Annotated in this window: 20 protein-coding genes; 9 read left to right on the top strand and 11 right to left on the bottom strand. The window is 46.7% G+C overall.

Features of this window, described 5'->3' with window-relative positions:
* Nucleotides 1–27: 27 nt before the first annotated feature.
* The 3 genes from N774_RS0106970 to N774_RS19950 all read left to right on the top strand — a co-directional run bounded on the left by N774_RS0106970 (nt 28) and on the right by N774_RS19950 (nt 3,624).
* The gene (locus tag N774_RS0106970; RefSeq protein ID WP_024860552.1) at nt 28–924 is read left to right on the top strand and encodes a helix-turn-helix domain-containing protein; all 897 of its coding nucleotides are present in this window, start codon (nt 28–30) and stop codon (nt 922–924) included.
* A gap of 70 nt (nt 925–994) precedes the next feature.
* Nucleotides 995–3,445, top strand: coding sequence for a glycoside hydrolase family 44 protein (locus N774_RS0106975; RefSeq protein ID WP_024860553.1), 2,451 nt, complete (start codon nt 995–997; stop codon nt 3,443–3,445).
* A gap of 53 nt (nt 3,446–3,498) precedes the next feature.
* Nucleotides 3,499–3,624, top strand: a complete 126-nt coding sequence (locus N774_RS19950; RefSeq protein WP_278245154.1) for a hypothetical protein — start codon at nt 3,499–3,501, stop codon at nt 3,622–3,624.
* 36 nt (nt 3,625–3,660) lie between these two features.
* On the opposite strand, the gene N774_RS0106985 is transcribed toward N774_RS19950, so the two are convergent.
* Entirely contained in the window at nt 3,661–4,644 is a 984-nt protein-coding gene (locus tag N774_RS0106985) for a GGDEF domain-containing protein (RefSeq protein ID WP_207640550.1), read from the bottom strand.
* 245 nt (nt 4,645–4,889) lie between these two features.
* Nucleotides 4,890–5,357, bottom strand: a complete 468-nt coding sequence (locus N774_RS0106990; protein ID WP_037280167.1) for a C-GCAxxG-C-C family protein — start codon at nt 5,355–5,357, stop codon at nt 4,890–4,892.
* A 627-nt stretch (nt 5,358–5,984) separates the two neighbouring features.
* Here N774_RS0106990 and N774_RS0106995 point away from each other — a divergent pair.
* Nucleotides 5,985–6,677 (top strand): iron-sulfur cluster assembly scaffold protein, encoded by a 693-nt coding sequence (locus N774_RS0106995; RefSeq protein ID WP_009985666.1) that lies wholly within the window; start codon nt 5,985–5,987, stop codon nt 6,675–6,677.
* A gap of 14 nt (nt 6,678–6,691) precedes the next feature.
* Nucleotides 6,692–7,690, top strand: coding sequence for a GGGtGRT protein (locus tag N774_RS0107000; protein WP_024860556.1), 999 nt, complete (start codon nt 6,692–6,694; stop codon nt 7,688–7,690).
* A gap of 57 nt (nt 7,691–7,747) precedes the next feature.
* On the opposite strand, the gene N774_RS17105 is transcribed toward N774_RS0107000, so the two are convergent.
* The 6 genes from N774_RS17105 to N774_RS19445 all read right to left on the bottom strand — a co-directional run bounded on the left by N774_RS17105 (nt 7,748) and on the right by N774_RS19445 (nt 13,536).
* A complete protein-coding gene (locus N774_RS17105) occupies nt 7,748–9,001 on the bottom strand; it encodes a DNA/RNA non-specific endonuclease (RefSeq protein WP_024860557.1) in 1,254 nt (417 codons plus the stop codon).
* Nucleotides 9,002–9,224: 223 nt separating this feature from the next.
* Nucleotides 9,225–9,560, bottom strand: a complete 336-nt coding sequence (locus N774_RS0107010; RefSeq protein ID WP_024860558.1) for a hypothetical protein — start codon at nt 9,558–9,560, stop codon at nt 9,225–9,227.
* 277 nt (nt 9,561–9,837) lie between these two features.
* Nucleotides 9,838–10,845, bottom strand: a complete 1,008-nt coding sequence (locus N774_RS0107015) for a hypothetical protein (RefSeq protein ID WP_024860559.1) — start codon at nt 10,843–10,845, stop codon at nt 9,838–9,840.
* The gene (locus N774_RS0107020) at nt 10,832–11,392 is read right to left on the bottom strand and encodes an RNA polymerase sigma factor (protein ID WP_024860560.1); all 561 of its coding nucleotides are present in this window, start codon (nt 11,390–11,392) and stop codon (nt 10,832–10,834) included. The genes N774_RS0107015 and N774_RS0107020 overlap by 14 nt, the downstream gene beginning before the upstream one ends.
* 118 nt (nt 11,393–11,510) lie before the next feature.
* Nucleotides 11,511–12,509 carry a dockerin type I domain-containing protein gene (locus N774_RS19440; protein WP_024860561.1) on the bottom strand — a complete coding sequence of 333 codons (999 nt, stop codon included), beginning with the start codon at nt 12,507–12,509 and terminating at the stop codon, nt 11,511–11,513.
* A gap of 31 nt (nt 12,510–12,540) precedes the next feature.
* Nucleotides 12,541–13,536: a dockerin type I domain-containing protein gene (locus N774_RS19445; protein ID WP_024860562.1), complete on the bottom strand. Its 996-nt coding sequence runs from the start codon at nt 13,534–13,536 to the stop codon at nt 12,541–12,543.
* A gap of 244 nt (nt 13,537–13,780) precedes the next feature.
* Between N774_RS19445 and N774_RS0107035 the strand changes: the two genes are divergently transcribed.
* Nucleotides 13,781–14,197, top strand: coding sequence for a Fur family transcriptional regulator (locus N774_RS0107035; protein ID WP_024860563.1), 417 nt, complete (start codon nt 13,781–13,783; stop codon nt 14,195–14,197).
* Between the two features lie 156 nt (nt 14,198–14,353).
* Complete coding sequence (locus tag N774_RS0107040) at nt 14,354–15,571, top strand: NAD(P)/FAD-dependent oxidoreductase (protein WP_024860564.1); 1,218 nt, start codon at nt 14,354–14,356, stop codon at nt 15,569–15,571.
* 243 nt (nt 15,572–15,814) lie between these two features.
* On the opposite strand, the gene N774_RS0107045 is transcribed toward N774_RS0107040, so the two are convergent.
* The 3 genes from N774_RS0107045 to N774_RS0107060 all read right to left on the bottom strand — a co-directional run bounded on the left by N774_RS0107045 (nt 15,815) and on the right by N774_RS0107060 (nt 19,654).
* On the bottom strand, nt 15,815–16,894 hold the full coding sequence (locus N774_RS0107045) for a D-alanyl-D-alanine carboxypeptidase family protein (protein WP_024860565.1): 1,080 nt from the start codon (nt 16,892–16,894) through the stop codon (nt 15,815–15,817).
* Nucleotides 16,895–17,112: 218 nt separating this feature from the next.
* The gene (locus N774_RS0107055) at nt 17,113–18,060 is read right to left on the bottom strand and encodes a flavodoxin family protein (protein ID WP_024860566.1); all 948 of its coding nucleotides are present in this window, start codon (nt 18,058–18,060) and stop codon (nt 17,113–17,115) included.
* Nucleotides 18,061–18,364: 304 nt separating this feature from the next.
* Nucleotides 18,365–19,654 (bottom strand): O-acetylhomoserine aminocarboxypropyltransferase/cysteine synthase family protein, encoded by a 1,290-nt coding sequence (locus N774_RS0107060; protein WP_024860567.1) that lies wholly within the window; start codon nt 19,652–19,654, stop codon nt 18,365–18,367.
* Between the two features lie 607 nt (nt 19,655–20,261).
* Between N774_RS0107060 and nifS the strand changes: the two genes are divergently transcribed.
* Together nifS and nifU are read left to right on the top strand one after the other, a co-directional pair.
* Entirely contained in the window at nt 20,262–21,452 is a 1,191-nt protein-coding gene (gene nifS, locus N774_RS0107065; protein ID WP_024860568.1) for a cysteine desulfurase NifS, read from the top strand.
* Nucleotides 21,453–21,470: 18 nt separating this feature from the next.
* Nucleotides 21,471–21,890: a Fe-S cluster assembly scaffold protein NifU gene (gene nifU / locus N774_RS0107070; RefSeq protein WP_024860569.1), complete on the top strand. Its 420-nt coding sequence runs from the start codon at nt 21,471–21,473 to the stop codon at nt 21,888–21,890.
* The last annotated feature ends 38 nt before the right edge of the window (nt 21,891–21,928 follow it).

Consider the following 21,928-nt stretch of genomic DNA (forward strand, 5'->3'; position numbering starts at 1 on the left):
GAAAGCACAGAGAGCGGGAGGTGTACCATGGACAAGAAAAGCATTTTCAGAATAAATCTCGTAAAACGCCGTAAGGAACTGGGTCTCACTCAGGAGCAGCTTGCTTCGCGTATGAACGTTTCCCCTCAGGCAGTTTCCAAATGGGAGAACTCCAGCTACCCCGACGGCGAGCTCCTTCCACAGCTTGCCAAGGAGCTCAATACTTCTCTTGACTCCCTGTTCGGCGTAAAGATAACAGACAGCCGCAGGGACATCGAACAGCTCGTTGATGACGAGCTCCGCGCAACTCCGCCTGAAAAGCGCTCTGAGAAGTTCATGCGTATCATGTACTCTGCACTTTGTGCCTGCAATCCCAATACCGATACAGTAGGACGGCTTCGGGAGAGCTATGAGCATGAGACCTACGCAGGTCTCAAGACTGACCGCGAGTTAGCACTGTCGCGTATCAGCGAGGACCTGCGTTACTTCTGCTTCCTTGAAATTCCCGAAAACGGCGTGAACTCCTACTTTGGCGACACAACCAACATGATAAGGCTTTTCAATACCCTTGCGGACGGCGACGCCATAAGCATTATCAGCTATCTCGGCGCAAGCGTGAGAAACAAGATGTTCTCGGTGGCAATGATATCGGAAAAGCTGGAGATACCCGCCGACAAGGTCCAGCACATCATCGACAGGCTTGACCGCTTCGGCCTGGTATGGCGTGTTTCTGCCGACCTCAACGACAGTCCTGTCATACTCTACGGCTACACACACCAGATACCCCTTACACTGATCCTCGTGCTTGCCAAGACCATTACCAACTATCTGAAATATATGGACCCCAATGTGGAGGAGTGGTCTCAGGGAGCTTTCAGACGTGAGAACGGCGAACAGGACGAGGTAGTCCCGCAGGTACCGTGGTGGAGCGAAGGCGAATTATAGGCAAAAACAGCGAAAGCTGTGATAATACCGCCGTCCTGCACTGCGGCGGAACAAAAACGGAGGAAAACATATGAAAAAAACAGCAGCGTTTCTTGCAGCCTGCGTTGTTACAGGCTGCACACTCACAGCGCCCATGAACGGCATCCCTCAGTCAGCCGTTAATGCGGCTGACGGCTATGACATGAAGATAACCGTTGACCTGAAAGGCGAAAGAAAGGAAATATCCCCTCTCATCTATGGCGTGAACCAGTATACGACCTCTCTCAAGGACGTAAAGACCAATTCTGTACGTCAGGGAGGCAACCGTATGACCGCCTACAACTGGGAGACAAATGCTTCAAACGCAGGCTCTGACTGGAAGCACAGCTCGGACACCAACCTATCGGAGTCCGACGATCCCGCAGACTGCGTTCAGCAGCTCTCAAAGGACGCAGCCAAGAACAATGTGGGCTACAAGCTGACAACTCTCCAGCTTGCAGGCTATGTTTCCGCTGACAAAAACGGTCCCGTAAGTGAGGAGGAGACAGCTCCCTCAGACCGCTGGAACAAGGTAGTCCTCACAAAGGGCTCTGACTTTGCAGATACTCCAGACCTCACAGACGGCGTAGTCTACATGGACGAGTACGTAAACTACATCATCAAGAAGCTGGGCGATTCCAAGTCCGCAACAGGTATTCAGGGCTACAGCCTTGACAACGAGCCTGTTCTCTGGAACGACACCCACAGCAGAATGCACCCCGAGCCTGTTACTATCGAGGAGCTCAGCAAAAAGTCCATAGAAATGGCTAAGAACGTCAAGAAGCTTGACCCCAACGCAGAGGTATTCGGTCCTGCACTGTACGGATACACTGCTTTCGACCACCTCGATGACGACGATCAGCACACCGAATGGGAAACTGTAAAGGCTGCCAACAACTATCACTGGTACCTTGACAGCTACCTTGACGATATGCACAAGGCTTCCGAGGAGGCAGGCACAAGACTCCTTGATGTTCTGGATATCCACTACTACTCAGAGTCAGCACGTAAGGGCGCTGAGGACAGAGTTCAGTCAGTTCGTACCCTTTACGAAAAGGGCTTCGCTGAGAACAGCTGGATAGGTCAGTGGTGCATGGAAAACGTACCGATACTCCCAACTATACAGGCTTCCATCGACAAGTACTATCCCGGAACTAAGCTTGGTATCTCAGAGTATAACTTCGGCGGCGGCGACGATACCTCGGGCACTATCGCTCAGGTGGAGGCTCTTGGCTGCTACGCCGATCAGGGCGTTTACTTCGCTACGCTCTGGGGCGGCGAGCCTTTCATCGTAGCAGGCATCAACCTTTACACCAACTACGACGGCAAGGGCGGCTGCTTCGGCGATACCCTTATCCCTGCAAAGACAGAGGACGTTTCCAAGTCCAGCACATACGCAGCTGTAAACGCTAAGGACGACTCCAAGGTAACTGTTATGGTCACAAACAAGAACATGACAGAAAAGGAAAATGCAACTATCGACCTCACAAACGCTGAAAAGGACTACAAGTCCGCAGCTGTTTATGCTATCTACGGCGACGACGAGAAGATAAAGCTCATTGACATCGTAAAGGATATCAAGGACAACAGCGTAAGCGTTGACCTCCCTGCATTCTCAGCAGCTATGGTAGTTGTTTCCGACAAGGCTGACGCTTTCAGCGACCTCAAGACATATGAGGAAACAAAGACTGATCTCGTTACAAAGGAATACACAGATATCGAGGGCATGACCAACGACAAGGGCTTCGTAGTAGTACCTATCGAGGACGCAAAGCACCTCTCAAAGATAGTTATCAACGGCGCTGTTACATCAAGCGCAGGTTCAAGCTGGGCTACAGCAGGCTGCGCAGTATGCATGAACGCTGTTTCCAAGGACGGCGAGAACTTCTGGACATACAAGGATTACTCAATGCCTCTTGGCAATAAGGTATCCGCTACAGTAAAGTTCGACGGCATACTCACAAAGACCACAGGCGAGGGCGCTGACAAGGTATCAGAAGACCTTGAAGCTACTATCGCCGACGGCAAGATAGAGCTCCAGAAGTGGTGGGACGCTTCAGAAAAGGGCGAATCCTCCGCAGATGACAAGGTAGAAGTCAAGTATTCCAGCATACAGGTAGTTTATGAGTACGCACAGGGCGAAGCTCCCGCAGTATCGACAACTACCACATCAAAGGCAACCACAACGACTACAGCCAGTAACAGCACAACAACAACTACTGCTGCGGCAACTACTACAGCTAACGGCAGCGATATTTTATACGGCGACGCAAACTGTGACGGCGGCGTAGACCTTGCTGACGTAGTTATCATCATGCAGGAGCTGGCTAACCCCAATAAATTCGGCGTAAACGGTACAGACACGCACCACATCACCGAAAAGGGTCTCAAAAACGCAGACTGCTGCAACGTGGGCGACGGTGTTACAAACAACGACGCACTTGCTATCCAGCAGTATCTGCTGAAGCTGGTCGACAAGCTCCCTACAGAAATAAAGGAATAATTCCCTCTTACTCCTTTATTATATCCCTCTCTTTCTAAATTGAGAGCAGCATTATGAGAGAGAATGCTGCAAAAAAGGACTTCCGCAAGGAAGTCCTTTCGCCTTTCACAGCGCCTGTGCACCCTCTCCACGACGACGCTCGCAAGCTCGCTTACGGCACATTCAAGCATTTTTTCTGACCATATATATGACAAAAGCTCCCGTTACGGGAGCTTTTAATCTGTGAATTCCGTGTGGTTCTTGCCGTTGTTCTTGCCCTTGTAAAGGCGTTTGTCAGCCGTTGTTATTACGTTGTCTATCTTGTCGACGGGGATTCCCTTGCTGACGCCGAAGGTCATTGTAACTCCGAATTCAACATCGTCTATCTCAAAAACATGGGAACGGAGCATCTTATGTATCTTATCGGTAAAGGCGACGCCCTTTTCAATGCTTGCATTGGGTATTACGAAGAGGAACTCCTCACCGCCCCATCTTGCAGCGTAGCCGCCCTCGGGGATAAAGTTGATGAACTGATTTGATACGTAAACAAGCACCTTATCGCCTACATCATGTCCGTAGGTATCATTTATTCTCTTGAAGTTGTCGATATCACCGATACCGATCACATACTGGCTTCGCGGAGGACAATCCCTTCTGATAGCGCGTATATGCTCATTCATAGCACGGCGGTTGAAAAGATGAGTAAGTGGATCCTTTGAGGCAAGGTCTCTGAAGGTCTCTCTCTGTTCCACTATCTGGAATTCCTTATACTCTCGTATAAAGATATTGGAAACTCCTCCTGTAAGCATTACAAAAACACCTATGACAGCATTCATGATCTGGATTGCTTTTATAATGCTGTTATCATCAAATATATACTTCACTTCCGCATTATAATCCATTGTGATTTTATAATAAAGGAACAGTCCCATTGAGACGCCGGAGATAATAAACGGAATATATATCCTTTGGGTATACGTCAGGAACGTGGCAGGGATTATCAGGATAAAGAACATCGCAAAATCAGGCTGCCACCCAAGAAAATGTGTCGCGACTGCGGCATGGATTATAATTTCTATCAGCGCAAGATAAAGGAATTTTGGTCCGCTTTTACCGAGTGCAATAATGATCTGAAGTGTCACATAGAAGGCAACACTGAATATATTGAACAGAAAAAGCTCACGTACTCCAAGAATATAGAACATTATCAGATATGCCATATGAGCGCAGATACAAGACATATTACTGAACGAATATATGATCTTCTGACTTTTTTCATTTTCAAAGATCTGCTTATGGCTGGCAACGAATTCTCTAAGAAAATACGTGTCGTTTCGGGAATCCATGTTTATTATCACTTCCCCTCAAGTTGTTATACAAATTATTATACACCAAAATCAGAATAATATCAATATATAAATTGTTAACAACATATATAAATGTAATCGCAGCAAACTAAGTCTATTTATTCATTTAAGTATTTAGGCGGATTTTCCGCGATATAGCTGTCAAGTATCTCCGCAGCGGTGCGCACGAATCTGACGCAGGGGCGCACCTTGTAGTACTGCTCTGTGCGCTTTTCGGGCTCGGGAGAGCTTGTAACGCTGAGCTCTTTGAGAAGCTCGCGGCATATTATAGTTTCATGTTTTTCTTTGAAACGGGCAGCAAGCTCCTGTATACGCTTGTAATGCTCGGTCTTGTCCTCGTGAGTGAAGCTATAACCTGTTCCGTAGAGTATGCCTGCTATCATGAACATAGCCGAACAGGTACCGCATACCTCACGAAGTCTGCCCATTCCGCCGCCGAAGGACGATGAAAGGCGCAGGGCAAGCTCCCTGTCCATGCCGGTAACGTCCGAAAAAGCAGCGAATACCGACTGAGCGCAGTTAAGTCCGCCTGCAAATAGCTCGCAGGCTTTATCAGCATGATCCATATTTATACCTTCCTTGTTTAAATCATAATTTAACGTAATAACTTCCTGAGGATATGAACGGGATTCCAAAGGGACTGTGTTCCTTTGGCAGAGTCCAGAGGCAGCGCCTCTGGTCGCTGTTCCCAGCTTTTAAAGAACAGCGAAACTTTACGAAGGCGCTCCGCAAGGGTGAATCCCGAAAACAATCCAGTGAATTGTTTTCGGGAGAGGGACGCCCTGCAAGAGAGGGCGTCCCTTAATGTTTTTCGGAAAACGTCCCTACCAAACGGGACGTCGAGACGCCGTCCCCTACATTTCGGGCGGATAATATCCGCCCCTACAAACGTAAATTATGATTTATATTATACTCCAAAACGACAAAAATTGCAAGCGCTTGTCGGAGTGTTATTTTTTTAACACGGAAAAAGCTGCCTTTTCGGTAATTTTGAAACAAAACTGCCCCTCAGACAAAGTTTTTTGTAAAAAGGACTTGATTTTACAGCGAAAAAGTCGTATTATTATATAGGTATGTTCTGCACACTCAATGATATCTTCGCACAATATCTGTGCAGAGCGCCCGTAAGGACAGGTATTGCCGCATCATGCGGTCAATAATGGGCTTCCTAAAAACCGAAAGGAGTATTTATAATGATTTATTCGCACGAAGTTGAAACAATGTGCCCAATCGCACAGGGCGTTGCTCACGGCGCTGCTCCCATTCCTGAGGAGGCAAAGTGGGTAAAGGCTAAGGAGATCAAGGATATTTCCGGATTTACACACGGTATCGGTTGGTGTGCACCTCAGCAGGGTACCTGCAAGCTCACACTCAATGTTAAGGAAGGAGTTATCCAGGAGGCTCTCGTTGAGACTATCGGCTGCTCAGGTATGACTCATTCAGCTGCTATGGCTGCTGAGATCCTTCCCGGCAGAACTATTCTTGAAGCTCTTAACACAGACCTCGTTTGTGATGCTATAAACACAGCTATGAGAGAGCTCTTCCTCCAGATCGTTTACGGTCGTTCACAGTCTGCTTTCTCTGAGGGCGGTCTCGTTATCGGCGCAGGTCTTGAGGACCTCGGTAAGGGTCTCCGTTCACAGATCGGTACTACATACGGTACTCTCAAGAAGGGTCCGCGTTACCTCGAACTCACAGACGGTTATATAACAGGCCTCGCTCTTAATGAGGACGACGAGATCATCGGCTATAAGTTCATCAACTTCGGTAAGATGATGGACTTCATCAAGGCAGGCGATGACGCTAACACTGCTTTTGAGAAGGCTCAGGGTCAGTACGGCAGAGTTGCTGACGCTGTTAAGATCGTTGATCCGAGAAAAGACTAAGGAGGACTTGTAAAATGGCTTTATTTGAATCATATGAGAGACGCGAGAAACAGATCCTCGCTGTTCTTAAAGAATACGGCATCAGCTCCATCGAGGAGTGTGCTGAAGTATGCAAGGCTAAGGGACTCGACATCTACAAGCTCGTTGAGGGTATCCAGCCTATTTGTTTTGAAAACGCTAAGTGGGCTTACACTGTAGGCTGCGCTATCGCTATAAAGAAGGGCTGCAAGAGAGCTGCTGACGCTGCTGCTGCAATCGGCGAGGGCCTCCAGGCTTTCTGTATCCCCGGTTCAGTTGCCGATCAGCGTAAGGTTGGTCTCGGCCACGGTAACCTCGGCAAGATGCTCCTCGAAGAGGACACAGAGTGCTTCGCATTCCTGGCTGGCCACGAGTCATTCGCTGCTGCTGAGGGTGCTATCGGTATCGCTGAGAAGGCTAACAAGGTTCGTCAGAAGCCCCTCCGCGTTATCCTCAACGGTCTCGGCAAGGACGCTGCTCAGATCATCGCTCGTATCAACGGCTTCACATACATCGAGACAGAAATGGACTACGCTACAGGCGAAGTCAAGGAAGTATTCCGCAAGGCTTACTCAAACGGTCTCCGCGCTAAGGTAAACTGCTACGGCGCTAACGATGTAAGAGAAGGCGTTGCTATCATGTGGAAGGAGAACGTTGACGTTTCTATCACAGGTAACTCAACTAACCCAACACGTTTCCAGCACCCTGTTGCAGGTACATACAAGAAGGAGCGCGTTGACGCTGGCAAGAAGTACTTCTCAGTTGCTTCAGGCGGCGGTACAGGACGTACACTCCACCCAGACAACATGGCAGCAGGCCCTGCTTCCTACGGTATGACAGATACTCTCGGCCGTATGCACTCTGACGCTCAGTTCGCAGGTTCATCTTCTGTTCCTGCTCACGTTGAGATGATGGGACTCATCGGCATGGGCAACAACCCGATGGTTGGTGCAACAGTTGCTTGCGCAGTTGCTGTTGAAGAGGCTATGAAGTAATTTATTACTGAATATAACGAAAGAGCAGTCCGCTTGGACTGCTCTTTTTTGTTCATTTTAAGGATTGCATTTCTGACATGGTGTATATCCTTGCCTTATCAATTCATCTCGCGAACCGTTAAAATACCATTTGTTACTTTCTTTCATTTTATTTACCGATGAACATGAAGCATAATGAAAAACATGAGAATTTGTATTTGCAACATATTTTGAACCTGATTGAATGTAGGTTGTCGTTACAACAATAGGCTTGGCAGTTGTTGCTTTAGTTGTAGTCGTCACTTTTATTGTTGTAAGCTTAGTTGTTATTTTGGTTGTGGTGGTAGTCGCTGTTGTAGTTGTTGTGGCAGTGCCAATCGCCTTGCTTTCGCCGTTAGAATAATTTATCTCAATACCTGGCTGAACATTATAACAAAAAACATTAAAGCATATACCGTCGCCTTTATCTTCAAGAGAATATGCTTCCATTAATACTCCACGGCAAACCAGCTCATTTTCTACAAAAACAGGAGTAACTCTATAAATTACATGATTATGAGTAGAAAGAACATAATTTGCTGTTTTATTCTCAAAAGGAAGCATTCCCTCTGTGTTAAGATATCGTGTACCTGTTACAAGATTACATACATTAGCGTTTTCCCCAGACAATTGATAAGCTATGAGATGACAACGATTATAGAGATATTTATCCTCGATAATATCATCATATCTCACAGTTTGCCAGCCAGACGGCTTAACACTACCTATCTCCCCTCTTGCCTCTGTAGGCATGAGATCAGGACCAACACAAGCCATACATATTCCGCATCGCGACAGATTATCTAATGGACTATAATATTCAAATGAAGTAGCTGCATAATTGTGGACATCAAAAAATGGATTATTATTATTCACAGTAACATAAGGTTTATCTTTATATTGCGGAACATCATTTATATTAAAAGGAACTTTTCCTGGGACTTTATCCTTTGAAATAGGTGGATTTATAAGATATTCCTCAAAATCCATAGTACCGCTCGTTGATGTATAGGCATAATAAGAAAGAATATTCGAGGCATCTACTGCATTTATCTTTCCATCTTTATTTACATCAGCCGCCTGTTTCTGCGTCTCGGTAAATTCACTTTCTTTGTTTGTAGATGTTCTGGCATACTCCGAAAGTGTTTCCGAGGCATCAACAGCATTGATTTTGCTATCATTATTTAAATCGCCAAGTTTATAATCTGCTGCATTTACTGTAACAGGAAAAACCGAACCCGATATTAAGCATATGCCTGACATTATACCTGCTATTATCTTCTTGAATTTCATAAACCCACACTCCTTATTTAGATATAATAAATAATAATATAGCTTATATGTTAATTATATACCACATATACTATATATGCAATACATAATTCCAAAAGTTACAATTGCTTAATAATAAAGGTATAAACGTACAAAAAGTGCGCACCCGTTTTAGATATATTTACAATAACAAAAAGAACCGCCTTATATGCAGGCGGTCCTTCTGTTTCAATCATCTTCTGATTCAATTAATTCTGCAAAACACGTGGGAGAGAGCACTGCTAAGCTCGTAGTACTGCTCGTTGATCTCGTAGGTATCAACGTACTCGGCTATCTCCTCTCTCAGGTCGCGCGGCTGCTCGTCGTTGTCGATAAGAATGCTGTCAAGAGTGTAGTTGAAGTCGTGATCCATTGTGAAGATCAGAACTCCGCAGTCGTTGCATTCTTTCTCCAGTGTGTGAGTTACGTACTCCTTGCTTACAGGCAGGTACAGACAATCATAATCGTCGTCGTACATGTAGGTGTTTCTGCCGGTCACCACGTCGTCGTAAATCTCGCCCATCATTGCAAATAATCTCATAAAAAAGACCCCCTAAATAAAAAATAAATTATGTACTTATAATACTCTCAAATGGGCGATTTGTAAAGACCTTTTTTTGAAATGTCACATTTTGTTAATCATATTCGGTATTCTGCTACAAAATTGACTAAACGAATTGTATAATTATTCCATCTTTGGAACCGTGTTCAACAAAGATTTGTGGACAAAATCGCGTATACAGGTGGTTTGCAGAGGGTTGATTCTTGTTTCGATTATACATTCGGGATAATTCGTGCATTTTTGTTGTCATTACATGTCACTTCAACACGGCTGACAATGTATGGTCATCCTTCTTTCTGATATAAATTTTTCCAAGCTCTGTTCTCTCTCCGCCCGCATCTCCGCTTATTATTATTTCTGTTTCAGAGCCTTTTATATCCATGTTATCAGGCGTCCAGAAAATATAACCGCTATTGCCTACATAATGTGTTTTGCCAACATTTGTAATAACTCCGCTTCCAGCTTCTATATCCCAAATTGAAAAATGACCTTCGTTGGTCGATAATGAAATTAAATAATCGTTGGAATCAAATTCAAGTAATATGCCTATTCCCGAAAGACTGCTCATAAGAGGATCATAATCTGTTTTTATTGTCACGACCTCATTGGCTTTCATCTCTGTGTACTGAGAATTGTCATAACCATTTGAATTATAAAGCCTTATTATCGGGAACACATTTGTACTGTTGCTTTCACGCTGAGTAGTAGCAGGTTCTTGAACTGTTGTCTCAACAGCCCTTGTGGTGGTTCTTGCGGGAGCTGTAGTCCGCTTCGCTGTGGTCGTCCTTGCTGCTGTTGTAGCTTTTGTCGTTGCTTTAGGAGACTCCGCAGCAGTGACTTTGGGAGCTTCTGTGGGCTGCTCCTCTGGAGCATTATTATCCTTGTCCGCTTCTTTTTCTGTATCGGGCTTCACCTCACTGTCGGAAGCTCCCGTGACATTCTCGGCGGTCTTTTCCTTTGGCTTGTCCACACCTGATACAGCCACAGCAGTCACCATGGTCATTTTCTCTGTGGGAGCGTCATCGGCGCAGGTAACGTCAAAGCTGTCCACCTCGGCAATAGCATTTAATGAGAGACCGCTCTGTGTGTTATCCCTGCTGAGAGCTCCGCCGCACCAAAGTGCGAACACAGCCCCTCCTGCGGCACACAGCGGAAGTACAGCTGCAGCCGCTCTTATATACAACTTTCTTCTGCGCTTTTTCTCCGCCTCAAAATCATCAACGCGGCGGAAAACCTCATCTTTCATCTCTTCATATGTTTTCATACTCAAAGCCCTCCATTTCAAGCTGTTTCCGAAGCGACTTTCTCGCACGATAAACCAGAGTTTCTACGTTATGGACGCTTTTCTTCATTACCGCCGCGGCTTCCTTATTGCTGAACTCCTCGAAGTATATGAGCCACAGCACCTGCCTGTATTCGGGACTGAGGGACCGCATCGCGTGATGAACGGCAATTTTGCGCTCCTCGCGGATATATGCCTCCTCAAGGCTCTCCTCGTCGCTCATTAGCTGGGGAGCAGTCTCCACGGATATCTCGGCGTGACGTTTGCTGCGCCTGAGGTAGTCCAGAGCTTTGTTCCTCCCTATGGTATACAGCCATGTGCGGAACTGTCCGCCGCCCTTGTCACGGGGCTTTTTCGTACCGAGAAGCACAAATGTGTCCTCGGCAAGGTCCTCGGCTGTATGGATATTTCCCACGATACTGAACAGATATAATATAAGACCGTCCTTGTAATATCTGATTATCTCGGCGAGCCCTTCCCTGTCGCCCTCCTCGCGGAAACGGCGGTAGCTACTTGCACCGTTATCCATTGAGATACTCCTTTCCAAATTGGCATTTCTCTGCCATTCATATATTACACGAAGAAAAGCGCCGAAACCTCACACCCTTATACAAAAAAAGAGCAGTTTTTCAACTGCTCTTTTTATATCACTTTACTCTGTGAAGAATAACCGTTTTAGGCTCTGAGTTATCGTCAGACTTTGATGTTAAGGCAAGAGTATCGCCGTCCACTGTGAACTCCAGCTTATTATTGCCTTTCTGTTCAGCATCGCCCTCAACAGGCAGTACAAATTCAATAGTATTGCCGTCCACCTTATACTCCATGAAGTTATTGAGCCACATCTCGCTGTGGTCGCCGCTGAACTCCGCAGTAATGGTTATAGCACTTATGTCCTTGGTCTGCAAAAGCAGGAGGATTATCAGCATGCCCTGATACATATCGCCGCCGTAAACAACGTATTTTCCGTCATAGCCGCTGCCCTTTTCGGTGCGTCTCATCTCGAACAGGGTCTTATCATCTTCGGTCAAAGAAACATTATCGCCGTCCCATTTCAGCATATCATACGGATATACCTTATCATTATAGAGCAGTCCGTTCTCACGGAAAATGAACTTTTCCGATGTGTCAAAGAACATGGAGATATGTCCGTCCTCTGTGAAAGCAATGCCCTCTCCATCGGAATCGGGCTCTTCTCCCTCATCAGGTTCTGGAAGCCAGCTGCCTACCAGTGCAGCTTCGGGAGTTACCTTTGTGGCAGTAGTTGTTGTCGTTGTCGTTACAGCAGTTGTTGTGACCTTTGTGGTGGTGGCAGGCGGATCAACAAGGAACTCCTCAAAGCCCACTGTCTCACCGCTGCTTGTGGCTTTATAGGCGTAGAACGAAAGCACCTGTGAAGCGTCCACAGCATTGATGCTGCCGTTTTTGTCTACGTCAGCTGCCTTCTGCTGCTCCTCTGTAAGCGTTGAAGCCTGATTTGTCGATTTACGGGCATACTCCGCAAGTATCTCCGAAGCGTCTACCGCATCTATGGCACTGTCACCCGTAACGTCGCCGAGACCTGCTGCGGAAGCTGTAAAGACCGCTGTCATAAGCATGACATCTGCCATAACTATACTTAAAGCTTTGCTTATTGTTTTTCTGAACATTGTATTTTCCCCCCTGAAATGATATCAGATATTATTTTTTTACTCTATTGTATGTAATGGGCTCAACAGTTTCATCGTCCCAGATGGTAAGGGTATCACCATCGATAGTGTAATACACATATCCCTCTTTGCCTTCCATTTCAAAGAAACCGTTGGTCTCACTGAATATTATTGTAATATCTGTATTCTCATATTTGAATACATTGTTTATCCACACCTCACTGTAGCCTTCATCAAAGACAACAGACAAATCCAGTGTACTTGGATCCATGTCCTTATCGCTTGTGAGGTTTTCTACCAGAGAATCATATAACTCGCCGCCATACAGGTGGTATTTTCCGTAATATCCCTCACCCTGTTCAAGGCACTTCATTTCCATTATCTTGTGTCCGCGGTAAAGGATAATGAATATATCATTATCTCTTGAGAAGAATACGCTTGGGATAGTAGAGTCCTCTATGGTCAGTCCGTCGTTATTGATAGTCATCAATTTCGATGTGTCATAATACAGGCTGCCGTATTTGTCTTCTTTGAAAACAAGCACCGAAGCGCCTATACTATCACTTGAAAAGTCTTCCATAGCCCACTCGCCCACAATATTTGTATCCTTTACAGGGGCAGTGGTCGTTGTGGTGGTCGTAGTAGTTGTAGCAGTGGTGGTAGTCGTTGTTGTTGCAGTTGCTTTTGTTGTGGTGGCAGGCGGATTCTTCAGATAAGCCTCAAACTCCATAGTTCCGCTTGTAGCCCTATAAGCGTAGAACGAAAGTATCTGAGAGGCGTCTACGGCATTGATAAAGCCGTTGTTGTCAACGTCTGCCGCTTTCTGCTGCTCCTCAGTGAACTGAGACTTCTGATTGGTGGACACGCGGGCATATTCCGCAAGTATATCGGAAGCGTCGACAGCATTTATCGCATTGTCGCTGTTGATATCTCCGAGACTGACAGCATATGCATTCACCCCAGATGCCATAAGCATTAAGTCAGCCATTGCCACACTTATCAATGTTTTTATTTTCTTTTTGAACATTATAATGTTCCCCCCAATAATATATTTGGCAAAAGCATATTAATCACATTATATATACTTTTTACCATTAATATATACATTATACTACCATTTTGCTACAATGTCAACATATAACCGCAATGTGCTCTCACCAATAATTGCGGGAGATTTTAATGAAAAAAGCTGTATTTCGCCGTTGACAAGTCAGCCAAATCGTGATATAATCGGAATTAACAGAACATTATACGGCTGGACGGAGGCAGTAATGAAGAAGGATTCAGGCTATAATACCAGGCAGAAGGAGAATCTGCTCACATATCTGATAAACAACAAGGAAAAGCACACAAATGTACAGGAAATAAGTGCCTTTTTATCGGCTGAAGGAACTCCTGTGGGAGTTGCCACCATATACAGGCAGCTGGACCGTCTCGTTGAACAGGGACTGGTGCGCAAGTATGCATTTGACGGCAAGACAAGCGCCTGCTATCAGTATATAGAGGACGAAGAAAAGTGCCGCAGCCATTTTCACCTCAAATGTCTCGGCTGCGGCAAGCTCATTCATCTCGACTGCAGCCACCTTGCGGAGCTTACAGAGCATATCGAGAGAGAGCACGGCTTCTCCATTGATTATTCGCAGACCGTCTTTTACGGACGCTGCTCAGACTGTAAGGAGGAAGGCTGAGGCTTGTCCTCTGCGGAAGCAGCATTATCCTTTGGAATGTATATTTTTACGTCCTCGTCCGTTTTATGGGGCATAATATCACCTCCGAAAGTATAATGCCCGAATAAAAGGATATTTATTCAAACGCGCATACGGCACGTTCAAAAGGAAATCAAGATGACCGATATCATTATTATAGGCGGTGGAGCAGCCGGCTGTTTTGCAGCGGTACAGGCGGCTCGCTTCGGGAAAAAGGTAGCGCTTTTTGAGAAAAACGAAAAGCTGGGCAGGAAGCTGCGCATAACAGGTAAGGGACGCTGCAACGTGACCAACAACAGCTCTGTTGAGGAACACATGAAAAATATTCCTGTAAATCCTCGTTTTATGTACAGCTCCTACTCAGTTTTCGACGCAGAAAGCACCATGGGATTCTTTGAAGAGCTCGGAGTGCCTTTAAAGACCGAACGCGGAAACAGGGTCTTCCCTGTCAGCGACTGCGCTAACGATATCGCCGACGCCCTTGCGAGAGAAATGAAAGAGCTGGGCGTCAAGGTGATAAACAAGCGCGTTACACGGATACTCACGGAAAACGGAGCTGTCTGCGGCGTTAAGGCAGGCGGCGAGGAGTATTCTGCACCCTCTGTACTTATTGCCTGCGGCGGAAAGTCCTACCCCGCCACAGGCTCCACAGGCGACGGCTACACCCTCGCAGAAGCTCTGGGGCATACTGTAACGGAGCTGAAGCCAAGCCTTGTACCTCTCACCTCTCCAGACAAATACTGCGCCGAGATGATGGGACTCTCTCTGCGCAATGTCACCCTGAAGCTCATGGACGGCGAAAAATGCATATACAGTGAGCTGGGGGAAATGCTCTTCACTCACTTCGGAGTCTCGGGACCGCTGGTGCTCAGCGCAAGCTCCCATATACGTGATATGCAGCCAAACAGGTACAAGCTCCTCATAGACTTGAAGCCTGCCCTCTCACCTGAGCAGCTTGACGCAAGGATACAGCGGGATTTTGCGGAGAACCTCAACCGCGACTTCCAGAACGGCATAAGAAAGCTCCTGCCCGCAAAGCTCATACCCGTAGCTGTAAGACTGTCAGGAATAGCTCCCGAGCAGAAGATAAACGGCATAACAAAGGAGCAGCGCCGCAGATTCGGGGAGCTTATAAAAGCCTTTCCCGTAAGGATTTCGGGCTTCCGACCTATCGACGAGGCTATCATCACCAGCGGCGGCATCTCCACAAAGGAGATAAATCCCAAAACCATGGAGTCCAAGCTGGTAAAGGGCTTGTATTTCGCAGGCGAGGTCATCGACATCGATGCATATACAGGCGGTTTCAATCTGCAAATTGCTTTTTCTACGGCTTATACGGCCGCTGTTAATATGTAAAAAAGGCGTGATATTTTATCACGCCTTTTTTATCGAATATCAGTTTTAAGGGACGCCCTCACTTGCAGGGCGTCCCTCTTTCAAAAACAGTCCACTGGACTGTTTTTGAAATTCACCCTTGCGGAGCGCCTATCGTATTCGGGGCGCTGCCCCGAACCCTGCAAGGGCTGTCAGCTCTTGATCTGACCAAAGGGAGTATACTCCCTTTGGAATCCCGTTATTTGTTAAAGCATACTTTTTTCGTTATTCGCAGTGTGAAAGAAGCTCCTTAGTCAGCTGATATCGCTCATCGTCCGTATTACAGCCAACAACGACCGAGATATACGTCCTGCGGTTCTTTTTGTAAACTGCAATGAGACTGTTTCCCGCAACATCTGTGGTTCCTGTTTTTACGCCGCAAACACCCTCAGTGTAATAGGGGCCGTTGGGATCAAGCAGCTCGTTGGAGTTCGTCCAAGAAAGGGGCTTGCCCGAGGAAATGACCACATCCTTGCTGTAAACTCCCACTATATCGCTTATCTCAGGCACTGACAGAGCATATTCCGTCAGTATCAGCAAATCGGACACCGTGGTATACTGATCGGCGTCGTCCCAGCCGTCGGGAGTACTGAAATGGCTCTTTTCCATGCCTATGAACTCCGCAAAAGAATTCATCATGCCGCAGAAATAATCAACGGCTTCGTAATCGGTCATATCGGGGTCATGGCTGTGAGCACGGGCTGTGGAAACAGCTATGGTGTACGCCGCGTCGTTGCCCGACGACATCAGAAGGCCCGTAATAAGGTCCCGCAGGGTCAGCTCGTCACCTGAGACAACTCCGCAGAGGCTGGAATTTTCATGGACCAGCGCCTGCTCTGAGCCTACCCGGAATACTGCCTCGGCATTCACGTATTTCAGCGCAACAGCCGCTGTCAGCAGCTTGGTCAGGCTCGCGGGAGCCACCTTATCGTCAATATGGTCGCTGTAGAGCATCTTTTTTCCGCCCATAGCATAAAGAGCTGCGCCCCTGCACTCAGGTTCGTCGATATGGGCGATAGTAGTTACAGGCTGAGTAGTTGTCATGATCGTTGTCGTGACCGTCGAAGTTGTGGTAAGGGTAGTTTCAGCAGTTGTGGTCTGCTCAGAGAACACGCTGTTCTTTTCTGATCTTCCGCCCTTTAAGGCAATAGCAATTATGACTGCCATCATTACGATCAATACTGCCGCAGCGATGCCTGCCGCCAGAACGACTCTTTCCTTTTTGATCTTATAAGCCATTACGCAGACAGCTCCTGCACTGTATTTGATGTATGTATAATCATTTGGATTCCTCTTTCTGATCATTGTGGAAGAAACATCTTCCGCTCCGCCATAAAGCTTAACGTATGGAGCCCATACAATGTGCGGAGAAAAATGTAAACTTTTTATGAACAACGGAGCTGTTGCTCACAGCCTTTTTATTGTAACATATAAACCCGAATAAAGCAACACTAACAGCCAAAATAATCAAAGTTTTTTTATTTACGCAAAAAGGGCGTGATCTTAATCACGCCCTCTTGTAATTATTCCAAACCTTTGAACTGTATCTTCTTGTACTTCTCCAGCTTCTGTGCAACTATGCCCATATTCTCGGGATTCATAAAGAATCCGCCCTGCACCTCTGCGATCTCGTCACAGTGTATGCCGCGTCCCTCCTCTGTGGTACGGTCACGCTCCAGACCGTTTGGTGCGATAACGAATTTCCACTTGCCGTCGGGAGTCTTTTCAAGGTCGCCGCCTGCTCCACAGACAGTACATTCGATAGGATATCTGAGACCCTTCCACTGAACATCGCCAAGGCAGAGACTGTTGCTGTGGCAGTTGGGACACCAGCCTGTATCCGGATCACCCAGCCACTTGCGCTCGGCAGGAGGAGTATTCAGAGCCTTCATTACATTCTGTCCTATCTCTCTCGCACGGGCAAGCTTTTCCTCGTGGAGAAGCACCTGTGCAGGTGCAGGAACAGCAGTTGCCATATACATATCAACTACCTTGAAGCTGTTTGTTACTGTGGTTATCTGCATACATTCAAGGGCAAGAGACTGCCATGAACGGTAAGAACCGCCTACAGCTATGATAGCTCCGACACGGTCACGGTGTGCGATAGCGCCTATCTTGGTGAGGAATGCTGCCTCATAAGCCAAGTTTCTGTGCATGAATTTAAGGAACAGCGATGAGGGCATGAGAGCATATGTAGGAGCTGAGAATATTACAGCGTCCTGATCCAGCATGACCTTCATTATCTTGTCCTTATCGTCCTTGTTTTTCAGTGAACATCCTGTGTTCTTTCCCATGGACATACCCATGGTACATGATGTACAGCCCGTACAGTCAAGAAGATCAAAATCTCTTAAATTGATCATGGATACCTCTGCGCCCATTTCCTGACAGGCAAGCAAAGCTTCCTTGGTCAATATCTCACTGTTGCTGTCTTTTCTTCCTGCTGTTACGCCCATTACTTTAAAAGCCATAATAATATAACTCCTTTTCATGTTTTTACAGCATATCATAATGCTGCTGTTATTGCGAATACATATGTACGATACGTGCTTAGAGGCATAATGAGAGGCTTGCCGCAAGCACTTTATACTATTATTATACTTCATTTTATTACCAAAATCAAGTTTTTGAAAGCGGTAAAACTCACAATAATTCCCCGAAAATATTGTATGTGTTGTTGATTGAAAAAATCTTAAAAAAATGTTATAATATTAGCTGCGTAAAAACAGAAATGCCCGAAAGAAGCGCGAGGTTGCTTCTTTCGGGCTCGTTTTTTTACTTTATGGCTGCAAATGCACCGTCAAGTGCTGCAATAAGATCGTCGATATGCTCTGTACCGATGGAGAGTCTGATCGTGTTGGGCTTGATTCCCTGCTCTGCAAGCTCAGCCTCTGTGAGCTGTGAATGTGTTGTTGAAGCAGGGTGGATAACCAGTGACTTAACGTCTGCTACATTTGCAAGGAGCGAGAATATGTTAAGGTTGTCGATGAACTTCTTTGCGTCGTCCTCTGTGCCCTTTATATCAAAGGTGAAGATACTGCCGCCGCCGTTGGGGAAGTACTTCTTGTATACCTCATGGCTCTTCTCGGAGCTGAGTGAGGGGTGGTGAACAGCCTCTACCTGTGGGTGCTTTGCAAGATAGTCAACTATCTTCTTTGCGTTCTCTGTGTGGCGCTCTACGCGGAGCGAAAGGGTCTCAAGTCCCTGTAAAAAGATGAATGCGTGGAACGGAGAAACTGTAGCTCCTGTGTCACGGAGAAGTATTGCACGGATATATGTAACGAATGCAGCTGCGCCCACTGCTGCTGTGAAGCTTACGCCGTGGTAGCTTGGATTGGGCTCGGATACCCATGGATAGCGCTTTGAAGCTGCCCAGTCGAAGTTGCCGCTGTCTACGATAACGCCGCCGATAGCTGTACCGTGACCGCCGATGAACTTTGTAGCGGAGTGTACAACGATGTCTGCGCCGTACTCGATAGGACGCACAAGATATGGAGTTGCGAATGTATTGTCAACTACGAGAGGGATATTGTGTGCGTGTGCTATCTTTGCTATCTTCTCAATGTCAATAGCGTTGGAGTTGGGGTTGCCGAGAGTCTCGATGTAGAGCGCCTTTGTGTTCTCATCGATAGCCGCCTCGAAGCTGCCCTCAACGTCTGGGTCTGCAAACTTTGTTGTTATGCCGTAAAGTGGGAGTGTATGTGCAAGGAGATTGTATGTGCCGCCGTAGATAGTCTTGGAAGCTACGATGTTCTCTCCTGCCTTGGCAAGTGCCTGAATCGTATATGTGATAGCAGCTGCACCTGAAGCTGTTGCCAGAGCTGCGATACCGCCCTCAAGAGCTGCTATTCTCTTCTCGAAAACGTCCTGTGTGGAGTTTGTCAGTCTGCCGTAGATGTTGCCTGCGTCCTTTAAGCCAAAGCGGTCTGCGGCATGCTGTGAATCATGGAAAACGTAAGATGTAGTCGCATAGATCGGTACTGCTCTTGCGTCTGTTGCAGGGTCTGCCTGCTCCTGTCCAACGTGAAGCTGAAGTGTCTCAAAATGTAATTTATTATTAGCCATTGTAATTTCCTCCTGAAAAATAAGAATTTATATTCATAATTAATGATTTTTAATGATTTATTCGCACTTAAAAATTGTCAGATACATCGCTGACCGCACATTCGGTCCGTTCCTCTGACGATAGAGCGGAGACGGTCAAGCATATTCAGTTGTTTCATTGTACCTCTCCTTTCGTTTGGTATGTCTATATTATACATCGGAATTATATATTTGTCCAACATATAATTCCGATACCCAGTTATAGGTTTTGCCTATAACTAAAAATTCTGCTTTTACTTATTATACTACAGTAAGAAAGGGACTGTGTTCCTTTGTCAGGTCATGGTCGTTCACTGCATTTCGGACGGAAGATATTCGCCCCTACTCATTGTCATTCATAATTCGTGTGGAGAATGTCGGGCTGTCGAGGACGCCAGCCCCTACACTCTCAACTCTCAACTCTCAATTCTCAACTCTCAATTCTCAACTCTCAACTTTGCGCTAAAACGTGGAATTAAACATCAGCCGTGTTTTGTTTCACAGGGGTAACACCCCTTGCATTTCCAAAAGCTTCATGCTATAATATACTAAGTCAATAGGAATACTTCAAACGATCCGGAGGATAAATATGGAAAAACGTTTTATATACGCCGACAATGCCGCTACTACAGCGGTATCGGAGGAAGTTCTCGCAGCTATGCTCCCCCATTTCCGTGAGGGCTACGGCAACGCTTCAAGCATTTACAAGCTGGGGCGCGACGCTCAGCGTGCAGTTGAGACCGCCCGTGAAAAGGTGGCAAAGGCTCTGGGTGCAGAGCCCCGCGAGATATACTTCACAAGCTGCGGTTCCGAGTCCGACAACTGGGCTATCAAGGGCACTGCGGAGCTCATGGCTAAAAAGGGCAAAAAACACATCATCACATCTGTATTCGAGCACCACGCTGTGCTCCATACAACGGAATACCTTGAAAAGCACGGCTTCGAGGTGACTTATATCCCCGTCAGTGACAAGGGACTCATCGACACGCAGGATATAAAAAATGCTATCCGCGAGGATACTGCCCTTGTTACTATAATGTATGCAAACAACGAGATAGGCACTATCCAGCCCATTGACGAGATAGCCGCAATATGCAAGGAAAAGGGCGTGCTTTTCCATACTGATGCGGTTCAGGCTGTGGGACACGTTGAGATAGACGTCCACAAGCAAGGCATAGATATGCTGTCCCTCTCAGGTCACAAGATACACGCTCAGAAGGGCATCGGCGCTCTCTATGTCCGCAAGGGACTGATACTCCCCAACCTTATCCACGGCGGCGGTCAGGAGCGCGGCAAGCGTGCAGGTACGGAAAATGTTCCCGCTATCGTAGGTCTGGGAGTCGCCATTGAAGCTGCAACACGCAATATCGCTGAAAAGGCTGCTGTCATCACTCCACGCAGAAACAAGCTTATCGACGGCATACTGAAGCTGCCCTACACCCGTCTTAACGGCGACAGGGACAAGCGCCTGCCCGGTAATCTCAATATTTCCATTGAGGGCATCGAGGGCGAATCCCTGCTGCTCATGCTGGATATGAACGGTATCTGTGCTTCATCTGGCTCTGCCTGCACATCGGGCTCACTTGACCCGTCCCACGTTCTGCTCTCTCTGGGACTCAAACACGCCGTTGCTCACGGCTCTATGCGCCTTTCCATTGAGGAGGACGTCTCCGACGATGACGTTGACTACATTCTTGAAGTAGTGCCGAAAATAGTTGAGCGCCTGCGTGCTATGTCTCCCGTATGGGAAAGAATGATGAAGGGCGAAGATTACGAATAATAAAGGAGAATATATATTATGCTGTACAGTGAAAAGGTTCTGGACCATTTTTCAAATCCACGAAATGTGGGTGAGATCGAGGACGCAGACGGCGTCGGAGAGATCGGCAACGCAAAATGCGGAGATATCATGAAGATGTATCTCAAAATAGACGATAATACCATTACAGACGTTAAGTTCAAGACATTCGGCTGCGGTGCGGCAGTTGCCACATCTTCAATGGCGACCGAGCTCATCAAGGGCAAATCCATCGATGACGCGCTGAAGCTGACAAATCAGGCTGTTGTGGAGGCTCTCGACGGACTTCCCGCAGTCAAGATACACTGCTCTGTTCTGGCTGAGCAGGCTGTCCGCGCAGCTCTCTCGGATTACTACACCAAGCAGGGCATTGACCCTGTACCGATCGTGGGCGAGATAAAGGTACCCGAGGAAGAATGATCTCATGCAACATAAAAAGCAGGCATAAAGATTAACTT

This window comes from Ruminococcus flavefaciens AE3010, from assembly GCF_000526795.1.
Lineage (GTDB): Bacteria > Bacillota > Clostridia > Oscillospirales > Ruminococcaceae > Ruminococcus > Ruminococcus flavefaciens_D.